Genomic DNA, 21,358 nt, shown 5'->3' on the forward strand with positions numbered 1-21,358 from the left:
TACGGCTGGTTTGCACCGCCGTATCAGCCCTGGATGCATCTCTTTTGCCATGAGCATCCTGAAACGCTGTCGCTCGAAACCGAGATCGTCGATGCGCGGCCCGGCCGGGTCGTTTTGGCACAGTCGCCCTTCTATCCGGGTGGAGGAGGGCAACTCGCCGATCGCGGCGTCATCCGCTGGAAGAGCGGTGAAGCGAAAATCGTCGGCTTCGAATACTCGTCGGGAAAACTCTGGCACTTGCTCGATACGCAAAGCGACGTGGCCGGCGGCGCCGTCCAGGCTGCCGTCGATCCGGATTTCCGGCGCAGGATGCGCCAGCTCCATACCGACACGCACATCCTGAACGCGCTCGTCTTCCGGGCCTTCGACGGCGCCCTCGTCACGGGCGTGCAGATGGCAGACGACGGAAGCGCGCGCATGGATTTCGACGTACCCTATGCCGACAATGATCGTCTGCGCGCGCTCGAGGGGCCGATCAACGACCTCATCCGCCAGGATATCCCGGTGCGCTTCGCCTACGTGCCGATGCACGAGGCGCAGGCCGAGCGGGGCCTGATCCGCAGCCGCTCGGTGGCGCCGCCGCCGACTCCGGACGGCAAGGTTCGGATCGTCGAGATCACGGGCCTGGACCGGCAGGCGTGTGGTGGGACGCATCTCGGCTCGACCGGCGCTTCGCCGCCGATCCGCATCCTTAAGGTCGACAACAAGGGTCGTCACAACAGGCGCGTGAGGATCGCCCTGGCCGAATAGGCTTGACTTTGCGACACCATATGTTGCCTTATCACCTCAGGCACACAGCATATGTTGTTGAGACCACGACAGATTTTGGCGCCAGTGATCTTCGCCACGGTGTTCGGCTATTTCGGCTATCACCTCGTGAACGGCGATCGCGGCCTGCTGGCCATGGTTCATCTCCAGCGCGAGAATCAGATCGCCGACCAGAACCTCGCCGAGGCCGAGGCGACACGGAAGATCTGGGAGCTCCGGGTCTCCGAACTGCGCAACCAAAGCCTCGATCCCGACATGCTGGACGAGCGTGCCCGCATCCTGCTGAACTATGCCGGCAAGGACGAGATCATCGTCTTCACGCCAACACGATAAGGCCGGTTCGCCTCGCGGCTGCCTGAAACAAACTGTCCGATGCGATTGTGCTCAAGCAAACAATCGCTCAATTGTTGCGGCGCACGCAGGCGAGTTCTGAATTTTTCCTGATAGATCAATGACATCGACGGCGGCAGTGCTATAAGCCGGACACGGGCTTTTGGAGGGGACTGCCATGGCGAAGCCGGTCGCGAAGGCGAGGGAGGAAACGCTTCCAGCCAAGACCAAGTCTGCGTCGAAGTCGTCCGGGCCGGGCAGCAACAGCGTCAGTCCCGATCAGCTCAAGGGTTTCTACCACGACATGCTGCTGATCCGCCGCTTCGAGGAGCGCGCCGGCCAGCTTTACGGCATGGGCCTGATCGGCGGCTTCTGCCATCTCTATATCGGCCAGGAAGCCGTCGTGGTGGGCATGCAGTCCACGATTCGCGGCAAGGATTCCATCATCACTTCCTATCGCGACCACGGCCACATGCTGGCCGCAGGCATGGATCCCAAGGGCGTGATGGCCGAGCTCACCGGCCGCAGCGGCGGCTACTCGAAGGGCAAGGGCGGCTCGATGCACATGTTCAGCCGCGAGAAGAATTTTTTCGGCGGCCACGGCATCGTCGGCGCCCAGGTGCCGATCGGCACGGGTCTCGCCTTCGGGCACAAATACAACGGCGACGACAATGTTACGCTTACCTACTTCGGCGACGGCTCGGCCAACCAGGGCCAGGTCTATGAAGCCATGAACATGGCGGCGCTCTGGAAGCTGCCGGTGGTCTACATCATCGAGAACAACCGCTACGGCATGGGCACCTCGGTCGAACGCGCCTCGGCCATTACCGAGCTTTATCGCCATGGTGAGCCGTTCGGCATTCCCGGCGAGCAGGTTGACGGCATGGACGTGCTGGCCGTACGCGCGGCCGGCGAGAAGGCGGTGGAGCACGCGCGCAGCGGCGCGGGCCCCTATCTTCTCGAAATGCAGACCTATCGCTATCGCGGGCACTCGATGAGCGATCCCGCCAAGTACCGGACCAAAGAAGAAGTGGACAAGTATCGCAGCGAACGCGATCCGATCGACCATGTGCGCAAGCTCCTGCTCGACGGCAAGATGGCCGACGAGGCTGCGCTGAAAGCCGTCGACGCGGCGATCCGCAAGACCATTGCCGATGCCGCCGAGTACGCGCAGCACAGTCCCGAGCCCGATCCCGCGGAGCTGTGGACCGACGTGTTGGTCGGAGCCTGATTCATGTCGACTCCGGTTCTGATGCCCGCCCTCTCTCCCACCATGACCGAGGGCAAGCTCGCCAAGTGGCACGTCAAGGTCGGTGATGCGGTCAAGTCGGGGCAGGTGATCTGCGAGATCGAGACCGACAAGGCGACGATGGAAGTCGAGGCGGTCGACGAGGGGACCGTGGCGCAGATCCTCGTGCCTGAAGGTACCGAGGGCATCGCGGTCAATGCGCCGATCTGCATTCTCGCGGCCGAAGGCGAAAGCATTGCTGATGCCGCAAAGGCCGCGCCGCCTGCGGCGTCCGCAGCGAAGGCGGATGTTCCCAACACCGCGGGCGCGCCGAAGGCCGAGCTTCCGCCGAAACCGGCCGGGCCGCCGATCGTCGCCGCACCGGCCGCGGAGCCGGAATGGAAAGGCAAGACCGTCCGCCTGACCGTGCGCGAGGCGCTGCGCGACGCGATGGCCGAAGAAATGCGCCGGGACGACAAGGTCTTCCTGATGGGCGAAGAGGTCGCTGAATATCAGGGCGCCTACAAGGTGAGCCAGGGCCTGCTCGAGGAATTTGGCGCCAAGCGCGTGATCGATACGCCGATCACCGAGCATGGCTTTGCCGGCCTCGGCGTCGGCGCAGCGTTCGCAGGCCTGCGGCCGATCGTGGAATTCATGACCTTCAACTTCGCCATGCAGGCGATCGACCAGATCATCAACTCGGCGTCCAAGACCCTCTACATGTCGGGCGGCCAGATGGGCTGCCCGATCGTCTTTCGCGGCCCCAATGGTGCTGCATCGCGTGTCGCCGCCCAGCACTCGCAGTGCTATGCTAGCTGGTATGCGCATTGCCCGGGCCTGCGCGTGCTGGCGCCCTGGAGCGCGGCCGATGCAAAGGGCCTTCTGAAGGCCGCCATCCGAGATCCCAACCCGGTGATCTTTCTCGAGAACGAGATTCTCTACGGACAGCAGTTCGAGGTGCCCGAGGACCCGGACTTCGTGCTGCCGATCGGCAAGGCCAAGATCGAGCGCCCGGGCAAGGACGTGACCGTCGTCGCCTTCTCGATCATGGTCGGCAGGGCGCTGCAGGCGGCAGAGGAGCTCGCCAAGCAGGGCATCGACGCCGAGGTGATCAACCTGCGCAGCCTGCGCCCGTTCGATACCGAGACGATCGTCGCCTCGGTGAAGAAGACCAATCGACTGGTCTCGGTCGAGGAGGGCTGGCCGTTCGCCGGCATCGGCTCGGAACTGGCGGCGCAGATGATGGAACATGCCTTCGACTGGCTCGATGCGCCGGTCAGACGTGTCGCCGGCCTCGATATTCCGCTGCCCTACGCGGCAAATCTCGAGCGGCTGGCACTGCCGCAGGCAGAAAAGATCATCGAGGCCGTCCACGCGGTCAGCAATCGCTGAGGGCAGGGGGGAGCATGTCGATCAACATCCTTATGCCTGCGCTCTCACCCACCATGACCGAGGGCAAGCTCGCCAAGTGGCACGTGAAGGTGGGCGACACCGTGACGTCAGGGCAGGTCGTGTGCGAGATCGAGACCGACAAGGCGACAATGGAAGTCGAGGCGGTCGACGAGGGCAAGATCGGCCAGATCGTGGTCCCTGAAGGCACCGAGGGCGTCAAGGTGAACGCCGTCATCGCGATCCTGCTCGAGGAGGGCGAGACGTCGGTGCCGGCCGGCGCGGCGGCAGCTTCGCCGCCGCCTCAAGCACCGGAGGCGAAAACGGAACCTGCTCCAGTGCCGGCCGCGCTGAAGCCTGCTGCAGCCACAGCGGCACAGCCGGCCGCGGCGGCGGCCGTGGCGCGCGGCCAGCGCATCTTCGCGTCGCCTTTGGCCAGGCGGATCGCAGCGGAGAAGGGCGTCAATCTCGCGGCCATCAAAGGTTCCGGCCCCAATGGACGCATCGTCAAGGCCGATGTCGAGGGAGCGAAACCGGGCGTGGTGCCGGCACCGACTGCTCCTTCTGCGCCGCGCCCGATGCCGGGCACTCCCGCACGGCCGCTCATCACGGCGCCCGGCGACCAGCGCGTTCCGCACACGGCGGTACGCAAGGTCATCGCCCGGCGCATGCTCGAATCCAAGCAGACCGTCCCGCACTTTTATCTCACGGTCGAACTGGAGATCGATGCCTTGCTCGCGGGGCGGCAGGCGATCAACGACGTGGCGCGCAAGCTGGGCGCCAAGGTCTCGGTCAACGACATGATGATCAAGGCCTGCGCCAAGGCGTTGCGCGACCATCCCGAGTGCAATGCCTCCTGGACCGAGGACGAGATGATCCAGTATGGCGCCGTCGACATTTCCGTCGCGGTGGCCACCGATCGCGGCCTGATCACGCCGATCGTGCGCAATGCCGACATGAAGGGGGTGGCGCAGATCTCGGTCGAGATGAAGGATCTCGCCGGCCGCGCCAAGACCGGCAAGCTCAAGCTCGAGGAATTCCAGGGCGGCGGCTTCACGATCTCCAATCTCGGCATGTTCGGTGTCAAGGAGTTCGCCGCCATCATCAATCCGCCGCAGGCGATGATCCTCGCCGTCGGCGCGGGTGAGGAGCGGGTCGTGGTGCGCAACGGCGAGATGGCGGTACGTCAAATGATGAGCTGCACGCTCGCGGTCGATCACCGCGTCGTCGATGGGGCCATGGGCGCGCAGTTCCTGCAAACCCTGCGAGCCTACGTCGAGCAGCCCGCCGCGATGCTGGTCTAGGAGCCCGAGCCATGGCCGATACGAACTTCGACATCGTTGTCGTGGGTGGTGGACCGGGCGGCTACGTCGCTGCAATCCGCGCCGCGCAGCTCGGCATGAAGACCGCCGTCGTCGAGCGCGAGCATATGGGCGGCATCTGCCTCAACTGGGGCTGCATTCCGACCAAGGCGCTGCTACGCACCTCGGAAGTCTATGGACTGATCAAGCATGCCGATTCCTTTGGCCTTTCGGTCAAGGACGTCTCCTATGACGCCAGGAAGATCGTCGAGCGCTCCCGCAAGGTCGCCAGCCAGCTCAGCAACGGCGTCAAAGGATTGATGCGCAAAAACAAGATCACGGTATTCGACGGCACGGCCAGGCTCGACGGCACCGAGGGCGGCCAGCGCAAGCTCGCCGTGGCGATGAACGACAAGAGCAAGGTCGCGCTGACGGCCAAGAACGTGATCCTGGCGACAGGCGCGCGCGCAAGGCAGCTGCCGGGACTGGAAACCGACGGCAAGCTTGTCTGGAGTTACAAGGAGGCGATGGTCCCACCGGAGTTCCCGAAGTCCCTGCTGGTGGTCGGCTCGGGCGCCATCGGGATCGAGTTCGCCAGCTTCTTTCGCACCATGGGCGCCGAGGTGACGGTGTGCGAGGTTCTCGATCGCATCCTGCCGGTCGAGGACGAGGAGGTCTCGGCCTTCGCCAGGCGCGCTTTCGAGAAGCAGGGCATGAAGATCCTGACGAGCGCGACCGCATCCATCGTCGGGAAGGGCGCCAACAACGTCACGGCCGCGATCACTTCTGCCGGCAAGACGCAGGAAATCACGGTCGACCGCGTGATCAGTGCCGTCGGCATCGTCGGCAACGTCGAGAATATCGGCCTCGAAGGAACCAAGGTGAGGGTCGAGAAGACTCATATCGTGATCGATCAGTGGGGCTTCACCGGCGAACCCAACGTCTATGCGATCGGCGATGTCGCGGGGCCGCCGTGGCTTGCGCACAAGGCCATGCACGAAGGCGTGATCGCGGTAGAGAAGATCGCGGGCGTGAAGGGCGTGCACCCGATGGCCACGACCAACATCCCGGGCTGCACATACTGTCTGCCCCAGGTGGCGAGCATCGGCCTCACGGAGACCGCGGCCAAGGCCAACGGTCGCCAGGTGAAGGTCGGCAAGTTTCCCTTCATCGGCAACGGCAAGGCGATCGCGCTTGGCGAACCGGAAGGCTTCATCAAGACCGTGTTCGACGCCAAGACCGGCGAGTTGCTGGGCGCGCACATGATCGGTGCCGAGGTGACCGAGCTGATCCAGGGCTACAGTGTCGCCAAGACGCTGGAGACGACCGAGGCCGAGCTGATGGCCACGGTGTTCCCGCACCCGACACTGTCCGAAATGATGCACGAGTCGGTACTGGCAGCCTACGGCCGGACGCTCCATATCTAGCCGGCATGGACACTGCGCTCGACAAAGCTCCGCTTGGCCGCGCCGAACGCCATCCCGAGAAGGCGCATCGGCCGGACAATCCCGTTCCGCGCAAGCCGGAATGGATCCGCGTGCGCGCGCCCAATTCGCCGGAGTATGCCGAGACCAGGCGCCTGATGCGCCAGTACGGCCTCGCGACGGTGTGCGAGGAGGCCGCCTGCCCTAACATTGGCGAGTGCTGGAAGCACAAGCACGCGACTTTCATGATCATGGGCGACGTCTGCACGCGTGCCTGCGCGTTCTGCAACGTCGCGACCGGCAAGCCCGGTGCCCTCAATCCGCATGAACCTGCAAATATCGCGGAGGCCGTCGGCAAGCTCGGCCTCGGCCATGTGGTCGTGACCTCCGTCGATCGCGACGACCTGGAAGACGGAGGAGCCGGGCACTTCGCTCGGGTGATCGCGGCGCTGCACGGGTCGGCGCCCCTGACCACGGTCGAAGTGCTGACCCCCGATTTCATGCGCAAACCCGGGGCGATCGAGACCGTTGTCGTCGCGCGACCCGACGTGTTCAACCACAACCTCGAAACCGTGCCGCGCCTCTATCCAACGATCCGGCCGGGCGCGCGCTATTTCACCTCGCTTCGCCTGCTCGCGCGCGTGAAGGAGATCGATCCGGCGATGTTCACCAAGTCCGGCCTGATGGTGGGCCTCGGCGAGACGCGCGAGGAAATTCTCCAGGTGATGGATGATCTGCGCGCCGCCGACGTCGATTTCCTGACGGTTGGTCAGTACCTTCAGCCGACTCCCAAGCATGCACCGCTCGATCGCTTCTGGACTCCCGCCGAGTTCGAGGAGCTGGCGGCGCACGCGCGAGCCAAGGGTTTTCTGATGGTGTCGGCCTCGCCGCTCACGCGTTCGAGTTATCATGCCGGCGACGACTTCGCCCGCCTGCGTGCCGCGCGCGCGGGCCAGCCAAGATCCTGAAGCGCCGTGGCGACGACGCGGCATTCCGAGCGAAAGATCGTACCCTTCGCTCCCCAGCAGATCTTTGATCTGGTCGCGGACGTTCCGCGCTATCCGGAATTCCTGCCTTGGTGCACGGCAGCGCGGGTCCGCCGGCATGAGGCCCCCAACGTCGAGATCGACGAGGTCGCCATCGGCTTCGGACCGTTCCACGAGAAGTTCGTCTCTCGCGTCATCCTGAGGACCGAGGATGCGGGCCAACTGCGTATCGAGACGGTCGGCATCGAAGGGCCGTTTCGGACCTTGTCGAGCCGATGGACGTTCCAACCCCATCCCGGCGGAACGCAGATCGATTTTTCGCTCGAGTTCGAGTTCCGGTCACTGCTCTTGCAGCACACGGTGCGCATGCTGTTTGCGGAGGCGGTCAGGCGCATGGTGACGGCCTTCGAGGTCCGCGCCCGGCAGCTCTATGGCAAGGTCAGCGTTCCGCCAAGGACGCCAGCAGCGCAAGTGCGGTGATCACCGAAACGCGACGGATGCCGTCGCGGTCGCCGTTGAAGATGTGGCGCTCGGCGATCGGCTCGTGGCCTTTTCTCAGCGCGCCGAAGTGCACCAGTCCCACCGGCTTCTCGACCGTACCGCCACCAGGGCCGGCGACACCCGTCACCGAGACCGACAGATCGGCCGCAGAATGCCGCAGTGCCCCGGATGCCATCGCGCGGGCGACCGGTTCGCTCACGGCGCCGTGCTTCGTGATCACGTCCCAGCGCACGCCGATCATGTCCCGCTTGGCTTCGTTGGAATAGGTCACGAAGGCGCGATCGACCACTTCGGATGAGCCTGCGATCGCCGTCAACGTGGCGGCGATCAATCCTCCCGTACACGACTCGGCGGTGACGACCTTCAGCCCGCGACGGCGACAGGCATGCAGCACGCGCTCGGCCGCTTCCCTCAGCTCGTGATCGAACATCAGCTCCTCGGAATCTCGACCGTGGCGACGGCCTGGGCTGCAATGCCCTCGCGTCGGCCCGTGAAGCCCAGGCCCTCGGTCGTCGTCGCCTTGACGCTCACGCGATCCGGGGAAACGGCGGCGATCCGCGCGATGCTGGCAACCATCGCCTCGCGGTGTGGCCCGATACGCGGCGCCTCGCACACGAGGGTGAGATCGAGATGCACGATCCGGCCGCCGCGCGCCGCCACGAGGTCGACTGCACGATGCAGGAAGCGATCGGAGGAAACGCCGCGCCATTGCGGATCCGATGGCGGGAAGTGCTGGCCGATGTCGCCGGCGCCGATCGTGCCGAGCAGGGCGTCAGTCAGGGCATGAAGCGCCACATCGGCATCGGAGTGCCCGGCCAGCGCCTGCGTGTGCGGAACGGCGACACCGCACAGCATCACCGCGTCGCCGGGAGAGAAGCCGTGGACGTCGAAGCCGAAGGCGGTGCGAGTCTCCACGGCAGTTGCGCGGCGGAGGTCGTCGGTGGTCGTAATCTTCCTGTTGTCCTCGCTGCCTGCCACCATGACCACCTTCAGTCCCGCCCGTTCCGCGACGGCCGCATCATCGGTCAGAGCCGTCGCTTCGGCTTCGGCCAGAGATGCTACGGCCCGGTGCGCGGCAAGCAGCGGGGCGAAGCGAAAGACCTGGGGTGTTTGCGCCCGCCACAGATTCGCGCGCGGCACCGTCTCGGCTACGGCTCCCTCACGATCCGTCCGCTTCACGGTATCCGCCAAGGGCACACCGAGGACCGCTCCATCGATGCCGGTCGCCGCCGCCGCCGTCAGGCAGGCCGTTATATCCGCAGGCCGGACAAAGGGCCGTGCTGCGTCGTGGATGGCGACAAGTTCCGGCTCATCCTCAGCCAGCGCTTCAAGGCCCTTCAGGACCGATTGCTGGCGGCTCGCGCCGCCCAGCACGGGGCTGGACAGTCTCAGGTCCCGGCTGGCGGCGGCATAAAAGCCCTCGTCGCCCGGCGCGATGACGACCCGGATGGCACCAATCTCGGGCGCCGCACGATAGGCAAGGAGGGTGTGACGCAACACGGGCTGGCCATTCAGGATCGCGTACTGCTTGGGCAAGGGACCGCCGAAGCGGTTGCCGCGGCCGGCGGCGACGATCAGGGCGGTGCAAGTCGGCACGGACGTTTAGATAACATCGGCGTGGCTTGGGCGCACTTCGCCCCTCTTGCGCACCGGGGCTGGACCCGCTAATGCTCGGCACAATAATTGTGCACTGCACAAGTTGCCTATAAACTGATCACCAATGCCGCAGCAGCCCCGTCTCCGCCCTCTCGATATCGGTCCGGTCCGCATCGACGACCCGGTCATTCTGGCGCCAATGTCGGGCGTGACCGACATGCCGTTCCGCCAGATGGTAAAGCGCGGCGGGGCCGGGCTCGTCGTATCGGAGATGATCGCCTCGGCGGCGATGGTCCGGGAGAACCGCAAGACCTTGCTGATGGCGAAGAACTCGCCGGAAGAATTCCCGATGTCCGTGCAGCTTGCCGGCTGCGAACCCGAGGTGATGGCGGAGGCGGCCAGGCTGAACGAGGATCGTGGCGCGGCCATCATCGATATCAATTTCGGCTGCCCGGTGAAGAAGGTCGTGAACGGCCACGCCGGCTCGTCGTTGATGCGCGACGAGGTCCACGCCGCGAAGATCCTCGAGGCAACCGTAAAGGCCGTCACGCTCCCGGTAACGCTGAAGATGCGGACGGGATGGGACTCCGGCAATCGCAACGCACCGACGCTGGCGCGCATCGCCCAGGAGTCGGGCATCAGGATGCTGACGGTGCACGGTCGCACGCGCTGTCAGTTCTACGACGGGAGTGCCGACTGGGCATTCATCCGCGAGGTGAAGGCGGCGACCACTTTGCCGGTGATCGCCAACGGCGACATCGACTCGCTCGACGACGTCGACCACGCGCTGGAGCAGTCGGGCGCTGACGGCGTCATGATCGGCCGCGGGGCGTACGGGCGGCCGTGGTTCCTCAACCAGGCGATCCATTATCTGCGCACCGGCGAGCGGCTGCCCGAACCGTCGCTGGCCGTGCAGTACGCCGCTGTGCGTGGCCATTTCGAATCGATGCTCGAGCACTATGGGCCCGAGACGGGCGTGCGCATGGCGCGCAAGCATCTTGGCTGGTACTCCAAGGGCCTGCCGGCCTCGGCTGAATTCCGCGCCGCCGTGAACCGCGAGACCGAACCGGACAAGGTGCGCGCCCTGCTTGCCGCGTTCTTCCTCCCGGCTGTCGAGCGTCAGGCAGCGTGACCATGGTTCTGCGGCCTCTCAAGCGCGCCAGCCTCGCGAGCGACCAGTTTCCGGGAGCCATCCTCGACTCGCTTACCGAAGCCGTCATCGTCGTCGATGGCGACGGCCTGGTGCATTACGCCAATCTCTCCGCCGAGCAGTTCTTCGGCGTTGGACGGGCGCGCCTGGTGGGTCATCCGCTTCGCCAGTTCATCCCCGACGACACGCCGCTCTTCTCGTTGCTGGAGCAGGTTATGGCGAGCGGCGGCGCCGTTGCCGAAAGCGGTGTCACGCTGTCGTCGCCGCGCATCGGCAGTCATTTCTGCGCGCTGCGTCTTGCTCCGATCGTCGAGACCGAAGGTCTGGTTTCGATCTCCCTGGTGGAACAGTCGATGGCACGCAACATCGACCGGCAGATGTCACATCGCAGCGCGGCGCGGTCGGTAAGCGCCCTTGCCGCGATGCTCGCCCACGAGGTCAAGAACCCGCTGTCCGGAATCCGCGGGGCGGCGCAACTGCTCGAGCAGTCGGTGCCCGACAGCGAGCGCGAGCTCACCAATCTGATCTGCGAGGAGACCGACCGAATCGTGGCCCTGGTCGATCGCATGGAAGCCTTCGCCGATGGTCGTCCCATCGAGCGCGGACCGCTCAATATCCATCAGGTTCTCAACCATGTCCGCCGCCTGTCGCAGAACGGCTTCGGAAAGGGCGTGCGCTTCATCGAAACCTACGATCCGTCGCTGCCCGACGTGGTCGGCGACCGCGACCAGCTCATCCAGGTCTTCCTCAATCTGGTGAAGAACGCCTGTGAGGTCCCGGGCGAGGGCGAGCGCGAGATCGAGCTTTCGACGGCCTACCGCCATGGGCTGCGTCTGGCGGTGCCCGGCCAGCAGGCGCGGGTCAACCTGCCGCTGGTCGTGTCGGTGCGCGACAATGGCCGCGGCGTACCGGACGAACTGCGCAGCCACCTGTTCGACGCTTTCGTGACCAACAAGCCGACCGGCACGGGCCTCGGGCTGGCCCTGGTGGCCAAGATCGTCAACGATCATGGCGGCGCTGTCGAATACGACAGCGAGCCGGGCCGGACCACTTTCCGGGTCATGCTGCCGCTGCAGCCGCAACAGCCCATGCCATGAGCACCACCGCCACCATCCTGGTTGCCGACGACGACCGGGCGATCCGTACCGTCCTGCATCAGGCGCTCGGCCGCCAGGGCCATGTCGTTCGCAGCACCGGCGCTGCCGCCACGCTCTGGCAGTGGGTCCAGGAAGGCGAGGGGCAGCTCGTGATCACCGACGTGGTGATGCCGGACGAGAACGGCCTCGATCTGGTTCCGCGCATCCGCAAGCTGCGGCCGGATCTGCGGATCATCGTCATGAGTGCGCAGTCGACCCTGCTCACGGCCGTGCGGGCCACCGAGCGGGGTGCGTTCGAATATCTGCCGAAGCCTTTCGACCTCAACGAACTCGTCTCGGTCGTGAATCGGGCGCTCACGGCTCCCGCATCGTCGGCATCGCGAAGCATGCCGCCGCCCGAGGAGGGCGAGCGCCTGCCGCTCATCGGCCGTTCGGCGGCGATGCAGGAGATCTATCGGGCGCTCGCCCGCCTGATGACCGCGGACCTCACGGTCATGGTCGCGGGCGAGTCGGGCACCGGCAAGGAATTGGTCGCACGCGCGCTGCACGACTACGGCAAGCGGCGCAAGGGGCCGTTCGTGGCCCTCAACATGGCCGCGATCCCGCGCGAGCTGATCGAGAGCGAGCTGTTCGGGCACGAGCGCGGCGCCTTCACAGGCGCGGTGCAGCGCTCGGCCGGCAAGTTCGAGCAGGCGGCGGGTGGAACGCTCTTCCTCGACGAGATCGGCGATATGCCGCCCGAGGCGCAGACGCGCCTGCTGCGCGTCCTCCAGGAAGGCGAGTACACGACGGTCGGCGGCCGCACACCGATCAAGGCCAATGTCCGCATCGTCGCCGCTACGCACCGCGACCTGCGCCGTCTCATCCAACAGGGGCTTTTCCGCGAAGACCTGTTCTATCGCCTCAATGTGGTGCCAATTCGTCTGCCACCCTTGCGCGAGCGACTGGATGACATTCCGGAGCTCGCCAACCACTTCCTGCGCATGGCTACGGTCGACGGGCTGCCGGCGAAGGTCCTGTCGCCGGACGCGATGACACGGCTGCGGCAGCATCGCTGGCCGGGCAACGTGCGTGAACTGGAAAATCTCATGCGGCGCCTGTCCGCGCTCTACTCGGAAGAGGTGATCGGGCCGGAGACCATCGAGAACGAGCTCGCGGACGCCATTCTGGCGCCCGAACCGGAGGCGACGGCCGGTCGCGATGTGGTGAGCGACTCGACGTTGATGGATGCCGTCGATCGTCACCTGCAAGCCCTGTTCGCGGCGCACGGCGACCGTCTGCCTCCGGACGGCATCTACGATCGCGTGATTTCCGAGGTGGAGCGGCCGCTGCTTTCGCTGGCGCTCGGCGCCACGCGCGGTAATCAGTTGCGGGCCGCCCGCCTTCTGGGGCTCAATCGCAACACCTTGCGCAAGAAGATCAAGGACCTCGACGTCCCGGTGGTTCGCGCGCCGCAGGTTCGCCGAGGCGGGTGACTTTGGTGACAGCATCGCCGGGCGTTTCACGCTTCAGCGAGCGTATGAATGCGATCGGCCGTGCTTTGACCGGCCGGGTCGCGGCCATTTCGCTTGCGACGCTCGCCATCCTTGCCGGCGCGGCGACCTATGCCTGGTTGACCGGTTTTGCGCCGGCAAGCTTCAGCACCACGGGCTGGATGACCGGCCTCCTGGTTGCCGACCTGGTCGTCGCCACGGCTCTGGTGGCGGTCTTGGCAGTACGGCTGACGCAGCTCTGGCTCGATCGCCGGCGCGGGGCGGCAGGATCGCGGCTGCACATGAGGCTGGTGTTGGTGTGCAGCCTGTTCACGGTGACGCCCACGCTCATCGTCACCATCATCCTGTCGCTGCTGGTCATCAATCTGACCGATTTCGTGGTGAAGCCATCGCAGGCCGCCTACGAGACGGCGCGCGCGATCGGCGAGCCGGTGCGGCGGGCGCGTGAAGAGGAAATCCTGCGCGACATCGCGGCGATCTCGGCGCCGCTGCAAAGCCTCGGCGTCGAGGCGCTGCGCAACAAGGAGACGACGGCCAAGACCCTGGCGCAACTCATCGAGGGCCGGCCGCTGGTCGAGGCCGACGTAATCGATGCCGACAAGGGCCTGATCGCGCGCGCCGTTGCGCCCGATGCGAAGCCCATCGCGAACCCTGTTCCGGCGGCGAAGTATCTGTGGCAGGCCGTCAACCAGGCCCGTCCGGTGCAGTTCGAATCCGAGCGCGGCGCCTACTTCGTCATGCAGCTCTTCGTCGACGAGCCGCTCTTCCTGGTGACCGGTCACGCCGTCGATCTCCGCGTCGTCGACTATATCAAGAGCATCGACTTCGCCGGCAAGTTCTACGCCCAGATCGAGCAGGCGCTGCGGCGCAGCCAGCTCATCATCTTCGTCGTCTGCGGAGCGATCGCGCTTCTCATGCTGCTGGCGGCGGTCTGGCTCGCGATCCAGGTCGCGACCCGGCTGACCGCGCCGATCGGCGGCCTGATGGCGGCCGCGGAGAAGGTTCGCGGCGGCGATCTCGGGGCGCGGGTGGAGGAGGGGCCGCCGAACGACGAGCTTGGCCAGCTCGCGCGCTCGTTCAACCGCATGACCAGCCAGATCGAGCAGCAGCGTGGCGAGCTGGTGGCCGCAAACGAGGAGCTCGATCGCCGCCGCCGCCTCACCGACGCGGTGCTGGCCGGCGTGTCGGCGGGCGTATTGAGCGTCGACGGTGCCGGCATCATCACCCGCAGCAATCTATCGGCACTCGATCTGCTCGCTCTACCCGAGGACGGCGTTCTTGGCCGCCAGCTGGTCGACGTCATGCCCGAGATCGCGCCGCTTGTGGCCCAGGCGGCCGAGCGCCCCGACCGCCTGACCCAGGGACAGATCGAGATCGTGCATCGCGGCGTGCGCCGCATCCTCCTGGTGCGCATCAGCGCGGCCTCCGACTCGGGCTCGGTCGTCACCTTCGACGACGTGACCGAGCTCATGTCGGCGCAGCGCATGGCGGCCTGGGGCGACGTGGCGCGCCGCATCGCCCACGAGATCAAGAATCCGTTGACGCCGATCCAGCTTTCCGCCGAACGCCTGCGGCGGCGCTATCTCAAGCAGATCAAGGAAGACCCGGAGACGTTTTCGACCTGCACCGACACGATCATCCGACAGGTCGGCGACATCGGCCGAATGGTGGACGAATTCTCCTCCTTCGCCCGCATGCCGCGGCCCACCGTGCAGCCCGAGGATGCGCGCGAGCTCTGCCAGCAGGCCTTGTTCCTCCAGCGCAGCGGCAATGCCGACATTCGCTACCACGCGCATCTGCCGGACCATGCCGTGCCCTTGATCTGCGACCGCCGACAGGTAGGGCAAGTGCTGACCAACATCCTGAAGAACGCCGCCGAAGCGATTGAAGGGCGCGACGCCCGTGACACTGAATCGCTGCCGCCGGGAGAGATTTCACTCACTCTCCATGACGACAGAGCGAGCGTCCGCATCACCGTCGAGGACAATGGCAAGGGACTTCCCAAGGAAGGGCGCGATCGCCTGACCGAACCCTACATGACGACGCGCAGCAAAGGTACCGGTCTCGGCCTTGCGATCGTCAAGAAGATCATGGAGGACCATGGCGGCCAGCTCCTCCTCGAGGACCGCGAGGGTGGCGGGGCGCGCATCAGTCTGGTATTCCGACGAGACGCGAAGGAAGTCGCGTCGGTTCAGTCGCGCGCGACAGCCGCACAATGATCCGTGAACTGTCGCGGACTGCTTGAAGAGTCATGGGCCACGATATTCTCATCGTCGACGACGAGCGCGATATCTGCACGCTGATCGCGGGCATCCTGGAGGATGAAGGGCATACCGCCCGGCGCGCGCACAACAGCACCGAGGCGATCGATGCGGTGCGCCAGCGTCGGCCGGCGCTCGTGATCCTCGACGTCTGGCTTCAGGGCAGCGAGCTGGACGGCTTACAGCTGCTCGACGTCATCCGCCGCGAGGAGCCCCCCATCCCGGTAGTGATGATCAGCGGCCATGGCACGATCGACACGGCCGTGTCCGCCATCAAGAGCGGTGCCTACGACTTCATCGAGAAGCCGTTCAAGGCCGACCGCCTTCTCCTGGTGGTCGATCGTGCGATCGAGACCGACCGGCTGAGGCGGGAGAATGCGAGCCTGCGCCGGCGCGCCGGCGGCGAGGTCTCCTTTGTCGGTTCTTCGGCCGCAGCCGCCAATGTGCGCACTCAGATCGAGCGTGTGGCGCCGACCGGCAGCCGCGTCCTGATCGGCGGTCCGTCCGGCGTCGGCAAGGAGACCGTGGCGCGGCTGATCCACCAGGGGTCGAAGCGCGCCGACGGGCCGTTCGTCGTGGTCAACTGCTCCACCCTGCCGGCGGAGCGACTGGAGATCGAGCTTTTCGGCACCGACGGCGAGACGGACCAGGACACGCTGCACGTCTCCGGCGCCTTCGAGCTGGCGCACGGCGGCACGTTGCTCCTGAAGGAGGTTGCCGACTTGCCGCTCAGCCTGCAAAGCCGGTTGGCGCGGGTCCTCCAGGAGCAATCGTATCTGCGCGACTCCGGCAGGACGCGCGTGGAAGTCGACGTGCGCGTGCTTGCTTCGACGGCGAATGCCTTGCAGGACCGGATCACGGGCGGCCAGTTCCGCGAGGAACTGTTCCATCGCCTCAATGTGGTGTCATTGCGGGTACCGCCGCTCAGCGAGCGTCGCGAGGACATTCCTGAGCTGGCGACCGATCTGCTGCGACGTGTCGCCGACGCCACCGGTCTTCCCGAGCGGCCGCTCGGAGAGGACACCTCCGCAGCGCTGCAGGGACACGACTGGCCTGGCAACGTGCGGCAACTGCGCAATGTCATCGAGCGCCTGCTGATTCTCGCGCCGGCCGGCGGCGGCGCAATCCGGGCGGACGTGCTGCCCAACGACGTCAGCGAGGATGCGCCCTCGGTGCTGCGCTGGGAGAAGGGCGGCGAGATCATGCAATTGCCGCTGCGCGACGCGCGCGAGGTGTTCGAACGCGAATACCTGCTGGCGCAGGTCACCCGCTTCGGCGGCAACATCTCGCGCACGGCCACGTTCGTCGGCATGGAGCGATCGGCGCTGCACCGGAAGTTGAAGTCACTCGGCCTGCATGGAACAGGCGGCGATGAGCGCGTGGGCGTCGAGCCGGCAGCCTGAACGAGAGGGGAGAAGAAGGTTCATGGCGCGTTACGCCTATGTCAACGGCCGCTATGTCGATCATCGCCAGGCAACCGTCCACATCGAGGATCGGGGCTATCAGCTTGCCGACGGCGTCTACGAGGTGGTCGGCGTGCGTGACGGCAAGCTGATAGATGAGAAGCCGCATTTGGATCGTCTCGACCGCTCGCTGAAGGAGCTGCGAATCGCCTCGCCGGTGTCGCGCAAGGCGCTGGTTTTCATCATCCGCGAACTGATGCGGCGCAATCGACTGCGCGACGGCCTGGTCTACATGCAGGTGACGCGCGGTGTCGCGCGACGGGATCACGGCTTTCCGACGACGGCGGTGAAGCCGGCCCTCGTGCTCACGACCAAGAACACCCGTCATCTGGACGCCGATGTCGGCCCCGGCATCGCGGTCAAGACCCAGCCCGACATCCGCTGGGAGCGTTGCGACATCAAGACGGTGGCCCTCCTGCCGAATGTGCTGGCCAAGCAGGCGGCACGGGAGAGCGGTGCCTATGAAGCCTGGCTGATCGATTCAACCGGCTGCGTTACGGAAGGCGCCTCGACCAATGCCTGGATCGTCACCAGGGACAGTGAACTCGTCACGCGTCAGACCGATACCGGAATCCTCGCGGGCATCACCCGGGGCACGCTGAAGTCGATCGCCGACAAGCTGCAGCTCAAGCTCGTCGAGCGCCCCTTCAGTCTGGCCGAGGCGAGACAGGCGCGGGAAGCATTCATCACCAGTGCGACGTCGTTCGTCACGCCCGTCGTCAGGATCGACGGCGAGCCGGTGGGCGACGGCGAGCCCGGCCCGACGGCGCGAAGGCTGCGCGAGGAATATGTCCGGTTCGCCGACGCCGGTGAGGCGGTCACTTGAGTGCAATCGCCGCCTCGCGGCCGCCGCGCGCCATCCTGTTCGATTGGGACAATACGCTGGTCAATACCTGGCCGACCATCGTCGAATGCTATCGTGATACCTTCACCGCGCTCGGCCTGCCGCCGTGGACCGAGCAGGAAGTGCAGGAGCGGGCCCACGGTTCGCTTCGCGATGTCTTTCCAGCCTTGTTCGGCGAGCGCGCCGGCGAAGCCGAGCGAGTGTTCTATCGGACTTTCCACCGCATCCACCTGGAGCGGCTCGAACCGTTGCCGGGGGCCAAAGTGCTGCTGGCCCGTGCGTGCACGATAGGCTGCTACGTCGCGGTCGTGAGCAACAAGGTCGGAGACAATCTCCGCGCGGAGGTCGCGCATCTGGGCTGGGGCCGATGGATATCGAAAGCGATCGGCGCCAAGGATGCCCGGCGCGACAAACCGGCGCCCGATCCGATCTATCTCGCTCTCGACGGCACGGGAATTGCCCCCGATGAAAGCGTATGGATGGTGGGGGACACACTTGCCGACCTGAAATGCGCCCACGCCGCCGGTTGCCTGCCGGTCTATTTCGGAGGCGTGGAACAGATTTCGGAGCGGCTGAAGGAATTTCCTCCACGTCTGCACGCACGCAATTGTCATGAACTGGCGGCATTGCTTTGATGGGAACGTCGCCTATATTTGGTGCAACTCGGTAGCGGGAAGAGACCCGCGCCCTCAACCGGTGGCCGTCAGGTGTGCCGGGCGCCCAGCAAGAGGCCAAAAAACATGAGCGAAAAGGCACAAAACGTTCAGGATGTCTTCCTGAACCATCTGCGCAAGAACAAGACGCCGGTCACGATCTTTCTGGTCAACGGTGTCAAACTGCAGGGAATCGTCACCTGGTTCGACAATTTCTCGGTGTTATTGCGCCGCGATGGTCATTCGCAGCTCGTCTACAAGCATGCGATCTCGACCATCATGCCGGTCACGCCCGTGCAGTTGTTCGACGGGGACAAGGCCGAAGGCTGATTTGACCGACCATATCGAGCGCAACGGACACGACAAGCGCCAGCGTACGCCGCACGATACGGCGCGACCCGCCATGGCTACGGCGGTGCTCAGCCCTTATTGGTCCGCGGAACGAGCCGATCGACGCGACAGCGGCGCCAAGCTGGAAGAGGCGGTCGGTCTGGCGCGCGCCATCGACCTCGATGTGCGGCTTGCGCAATCCATACCGCTGCGCCGGATCGCGCCGGCGACGCTTGTCGGCAAGGGCGCCGTCGAGCGGGTAGGGAAGGCCGTGGAGGAACAGGGCATCGGCCTCGTCGTCGTCGACGACAAGCTCACACCCGTCCAGCAGCGCAACCTCGAGAAGGCCTGGAACGCCAAGGTCATCGACCGCACCGGCCTGATCCTCGAGATCTTCGGCGAGCGCGCCCGCACGTATGAAGGTCGCCTGCAGGTCGAGTTGGCGGCGCTCGATTACCAGCGCGGCCGGCTCGTGCGATCGTGGACCCACCTCGAGCGTCAGCGCGGCGGCTTCGGCTTCCTGGGCGGCCCCGGTGAATCCCAGATCGAGATCGACCGGCGCCTGATCGGCGAGCGCATTATCAGGATCAGGCGCGATCTCGAGGCGGTGAAGCGCACCCGCGCCGTCAATCGCGCGAGCCGCCGCAAGGCGCGCCTGCCGACCGTGGCGCTGGTGGGTTACACCAATGCCGGCAAATCGACCTTGTTCAACCGCCTGTCCGGCGCCGATGTAGCGGCGAAGAACATGTTGTTCGCCACGCTCGATCCGACGATGCGCGCGATCAGGTTGCCCAATGGCCATGAATGCGTGATCTCCGACACGGTCGGCTTCGTGTCCGATCTGCCGACGCATCTGGTCGCCGCCTTCCGCGCAACTCTGGAAGAGGTGATCGAAGCCGATCTGATCGTTCACGTCCGCGACATCGCCCATCCCGACAGCGCGCGCCAGCGTGCCGATGTCGAGGAGGTGCTGCGGATGCTGGGTGCGATCGAGGAGGGTGGCGGAACCCCCGTGATCGAGGCGCTGAACAAGATCGATGCACTGCCGGCAGAGCAGAACAGTCTCCTGCAGACGAAGGCGACAACGGGGGCCGAGCGCACCAGGCAGTTCCCGGTCTCGGCGCTCAGCGGCGAGGGCGTCGACGCACTCCTGCGGGCCATCGAGGGATTCCTCGGCCGCGAGGCGGCGGCCCGCGAAGTCTCGGTGCCCTTGAGCGACGGCGCGACGATTGCCTGGCTCTACCGGCACGGTGAGGTGCGCAGCCGCCACGACGACGGCGAGACGGCCCGGCTGACGGTAGCGCTGGATGCCGCCGCCGCCGCCCAGTTCGAGCGGCGGGTGGCGCGTTGACACCCTCGGCCAGCGCTTCCTATAAGCGGCGCGGGTTCGTCAAACGAAGGAAAAGGCCATGAAATTCAGCCCGTTACATGATCGGCTCCTGCTGAAGCCGATCGCCGCCGAGACCAAGACCAAGGCCGGCATCATCATTCCCGATACGGCCCAGGAAAAGCCGATGCAGGGCCAGGTCGTGGCCGTGGGCAAGGGCAAGCGGCTCGACGACGGCCGCCTGCAGCCGCTCGGCGTCAAGGTCGGCGACAAGGTGATCTACGGCAAATGGTCCGGCACCGAGGTCAAGCTCGACGGAGTCGACCACGTGATCCTCAAGGAAGAGGACCTGTTCGGGATCCTCGGCTGACGACATGCTGAGCGACGGCGATGTCCAGCGCGTCGCCGAATTGATGCGCGAGACGGCGGCAGCCGAGCTGCTGCCGCGGTTCCGCAATCTCGCCCAGGAGGAGATCCGCCAGAAGCGGCCGGGCGATGTCGTCACGGTGGCCGACATCGCCTCCGAGCAACGCCTCGCCGCGGGGCTGGCGAGGATCCTGCCCGGCGTGCCGGTCGTGGGTGAGGAAGCAGCCGAGAAGGATGGCGGGCTCCTCGACCTGATCGGCCGTCCGGGCGAGAGTTGCTGGATCGTCGATCCCCTGGACGGCACTTCCAACTTCGCGGCCGGCCGCGACCGATTTGCCATCATCGTCTGCCTCGTCCATGGCGCCGAGACGGTCGGTGGCTGGATTCTCGATGTGCCCAACGGCCGGATGGCGATCGCGGCCAAAGGGCAGGGCGTCACGCTGGAGGGTGTCGCCGTGGCCGGTCTGGCGCGACGACGGCGCCCGCCGCGCGGCTATATCGGCTATCGAATGCGCAAGGAATTCGATCGTCAGCTGTCGCCCGAACGGCGCCGCTCGCTGGGCAGCCTGACCTCGCTCAATTGCGCCGGTCGCGAATATATCGAGATCCTGGCCGGCCGATGTGAATTCAGCCTCTATCGCCGGACCAAGCCTTGGGACCATGCGGCCGGCGCATTGATGGTCACCGAGGCCGGCGGTGTCGCCGTCCGGTTCGACGACACGCCCTACGGGCCGGCGGGCGGCATCGAGTCGGGGATCATCACCGCCGCGTCTTCTGAGGTCCTGGAAGAGGTCAGATCGGCATTGGACGCCGTGCGGATGCCGCTTTTGGCGAGACGGCCACCATCTTAG

21 protein-coding genes are annotated in these 21,358 nt (G+C 65.8%); 19 read left to right on the forward strand and 2 right to left on the reverse strand.

Annotation, left to right across the window (positions count from 1 at the left end; genetic code table 11):
* Positions 1–33 precede the first annotated feature (33 nt).
* The 8 genes from VH499_RS18310 to VH499_RS18345 all read left to right on the forward strand — a co-directional run bounded on the left by VH499_RS18310 (position 34) and on the right by VH499_RS18345 (position 7,906).
* Positions 34–750: an alanyl-tRNA editing protein gene (locus tag VH499_RS18310; protein ID WP_332054184.1), complete on the forward strand. Its 717-nt coding sequence runs from the start codon at positions 34–36 to the stop codon at positions 748–750.
* Positions 751–834: 84 nt separating this feature from the next.
* Positions 835–1,101, forward strand: a complete 267-nt coding sequence (locus VH499_RS18315; RefSeq protein ID WP_332054185.1) for an FtsB family cell division protein — start codon at positions 835–837, stop codon at positions 1,099–1,101.
* A gap of 175 nt (positions 1,102–1,276) precedes the next feature.
* Positions 1,277–2,329 (forward strand): pyruvate dehydrogenase (acetyl-transferring) E1 component subunit alpha, encoded by a 1,053-nt coding sequence (pdhA, locus tag VH499_RS18320; RefSeq protein WP_332054186.1) that lies wholly within the window; start codon positions 1,277–1,279, stop codon positions 2,327–2,329.
* Between the two features lie 3 nt (positions 2,330–2,332).
* Positions 2,333–3,718, forward strand: coding sequence for a pyruvate dehydrogenase complex E1 component subunit beta (locus VH499_RS18325; RefSeq protein WP_332054187.1), 1,386 nt, complete (start codon positions 2,333–2,335; stop codon positions 3,716–3,718).
* Between the two features lie 14 nt (positions 3,719–3,732).
* Positions 3,733–5,019, forward strand: a complete 1,287-nt coding sequence (locus VH499_RS18330) for a pyruvate dehydrogenase complex dihydrolipoamide acetyltransferase (RefSeq protein WP_332054188.1) — start codon at positions 3,733–3,735, stop codon at positions 5,017–5,019.
* 11 nt (positions 5,020–5,030) lie between these two features.
* Entirely contained in the window at positions 5,031–6,443 is a 1,413-nt protein-coding gene (lpdA, locus tag VH499_RS18335; RefSeq protein ID WP_332054189.1) for a dihydrolipoyl dehydrogenase, read from the forward strand.
* 5 nt (positions 6,444–6,448) lie between these two features.
* Positions 6,449–7,408: a lipoyl synthase gene (gene lipA, locus VH499_RS18340; protein ID WP_332054190.1), complete on the forward strand. Its 960-nt coding sequence runs from the start codon at positions 6,449–6,451 to the stop codon at positions 7,406–7,408.
* Positions 7,409–7,414: 6 nt separating this feature from the next.
* Positions 7,415–7,906, forward strand: coding sequence for a type II toxin-antitoxin system RatA family toxin (locus VH499_RS18345; RefSeq protein WP_332054191.1), 492 nt, complete (start codon positions 7,415–7,417; stop codon positions 7,904–7,906).
* Here VH499_RS18345 and VH499_RS18350 read toward each other — a convergent pair.
* Together VH499_RS18350 and VH499_RS18355 are read right to left on the reverse strand one after the other, a co-directional pair.
* The gene (locus VH499_RS18350) at positions 7,866–8,357 is read right to left on the reverse strand and encodes a CinA family protein (RefSeq protein ID WP_332054192.1); all 492 of its coding nucleotides are present in this window, start codon (positions 8,355–8,357) and stop codon (positions 7,866–7,868) included. The two genes, VH499_RS18345 and VH499_RS18350, sit on opposite strands and share 41 nt — an antisense overlap.
* Positions 8,357–9,523: a bifunctional 2-C-methyl-D-erythritol 4-phosphate cytidylyltransferase/2-C-methyl-D-erythritol 2,4-cyclodiphosphate synthase gene (locus tag VH499_RS18355; RefSeq protein WP_332054193.1), complete on the reverse strand. Its 1,167-nt coding sequence runs from the start codon at positions 9,521–9,523 to the stop codon at positions 8,357–8,359. The genes VH499_RS18350 and VH499_RS18355 overlap by 1 nt, the downstream gene beginning before the upstream one ends.
* Before the next feature lie 124 nt (positions 9,524–9,647).
* On the opposite strand from VH499_RS18355, the gene dusB reads away from it, so the two are divergent.
* The 11 genes from dusB to VH499_RS18410 all read left to right on the forward strand — a co-directional run bounded on the left by dusB (position 9,648) and on the right by VH499_RS18410 (position 21,358).
* Positions 9,648–10,655, forward strand: coding sequence for a tRNA dihydrouridine synthase DusB (gene dusB, locus VH499_RS18360; protein WP_332054194.1), 1,008 nt, complete (start codon positions 9,648–9,650; stop codon positions 10,653–10,655).
* Between the two features lie 2 nt (positions 10,656–10,657).
* Positions 10,658–11,770, forward strand: coding sequence for a two-component system sensor histidine kinase NtrB (locus VH499_RS18365; RefSeq protein ID WP_332054195.1), 1,113 nt, complete (start codon positions 10,658–10,660; stop codon positions 11,768–11,770).
* Positions 11,767–13,245: a nitrogen regulation protein NR(I) gene (ntrC, locus tag VH499_RS18370; RefSeq protein ID WP_332054196.1), complete on the forward strand. Its 1,479-nt coding sequence runs from the start codon at positions 11,767–11,769 to the stop codon at positions 13,243–13,245. Before VH499_RS18365 ends, ntrC begins: the two co-directional genes overlap by 4 nt.
* 5 nt (positions 13,246–13,250) lie before the next feature.
* Positions 13,251–15,482, forward strand: a complete 2,232-nt coding sequence (locus VH499_RS18375; protein WP_332054197.1) for an ATP-binding protein — start codon at positions 13,251–13,253, stop codon at positions 15,480–15,482.
* Between the two features lie 32 nt (positions 15,483–15,514).
* A complete protein-coding gene (locus tag VH499_RS18380; RefSeq protein WP_332054198.1) occupies positions 15,515–16,927 on the forward strand; it encodes a sigma-54 dependent transcriptional regulator in 1,413 nt (470 codons plus the stop codon).
* 22 nt (positions 16,928–16,949) lie between these two features.
* Positions 16,950–17,813 carry a D-amino-acid transaminase gene (locus VH499_RS18385; protein ID WP_332054199.1) on the forward strand — a complete coding sequence of 288 codons (864 nt, stop codon included), beginning with the start codon at positions 16,950–16,952 and terminating at the stop codon, positions 17,811–17,813.
* Positions 17,810–18,466 (forward strand): HAD family hydrolase, encoded by a 657-nt coding sequence (locus tag VH499_RS18390; protein ID WP_332054200.1) that lies wholly within the window; start codon positions 17,810–17,812, stop codon positions 18,464–18,466. Before VH499_RS18385 ends, VH499_RS18390 begins: the two co-directional genes overlap by 4 nt.
* Before the next feature lie 105 nt (positions 18,467–18,571).
* The gene (hfq, locus tag VH499_RS18395) at positions 18,572–18,814 is read left to right on the forward strand and encodes an RNA chaperone Hfq (protein ID WP_085932944.1); all 243 of its coding nucleotides are present in this window, start codon (positions 18,572–18,574) and stop codon (positions 18,812–18,814) included.
* A 73-nt stretch (positions 18,815–18,887) separates the two neighbouring features.
* On the forward strand, positions 18,888–20,165 hold the full coding sequence (gene hflX / locus VH499_RS18400) for a GTPase HflX (RefSeq protein ID WP_332054214.1): 1,278 nt from the start codon (positions 18,888–18,890) through the stop codon (positions 20,163–20,165).
* A gap of 58 nt (positions 20,166–20,223) precedes the next feature.
* Entirely contained in the window at positions 20,224–20,511 is a 288-nt protein-coding gene (locus VH499_RS18405; RefSeq protein ID WP_332054201.1) for a co-chaperone GroES, read from the forward strand.
* Between the two features lie 4 nt (positions 20,512–20,515).
* Complete coding sequence (locus VH499_RS18410; RefSeq protein ID WP_332054202.1) at positions 20,516–21,358, forward strand: inositol monophosphatase family protein; 843 nt, start codon at positions 20,516–20,518, stop codon at positions 21,356–21,358.

The organism is Reyranella sp. (genome assembly GCF_036558665.1).
In the GTDB taxonomy this organism is placed as follows: Bacteria; Pseudomonadota; Alphaproteobacteria; order Reyranellales; family Reyranellaceae; genus Reyranella.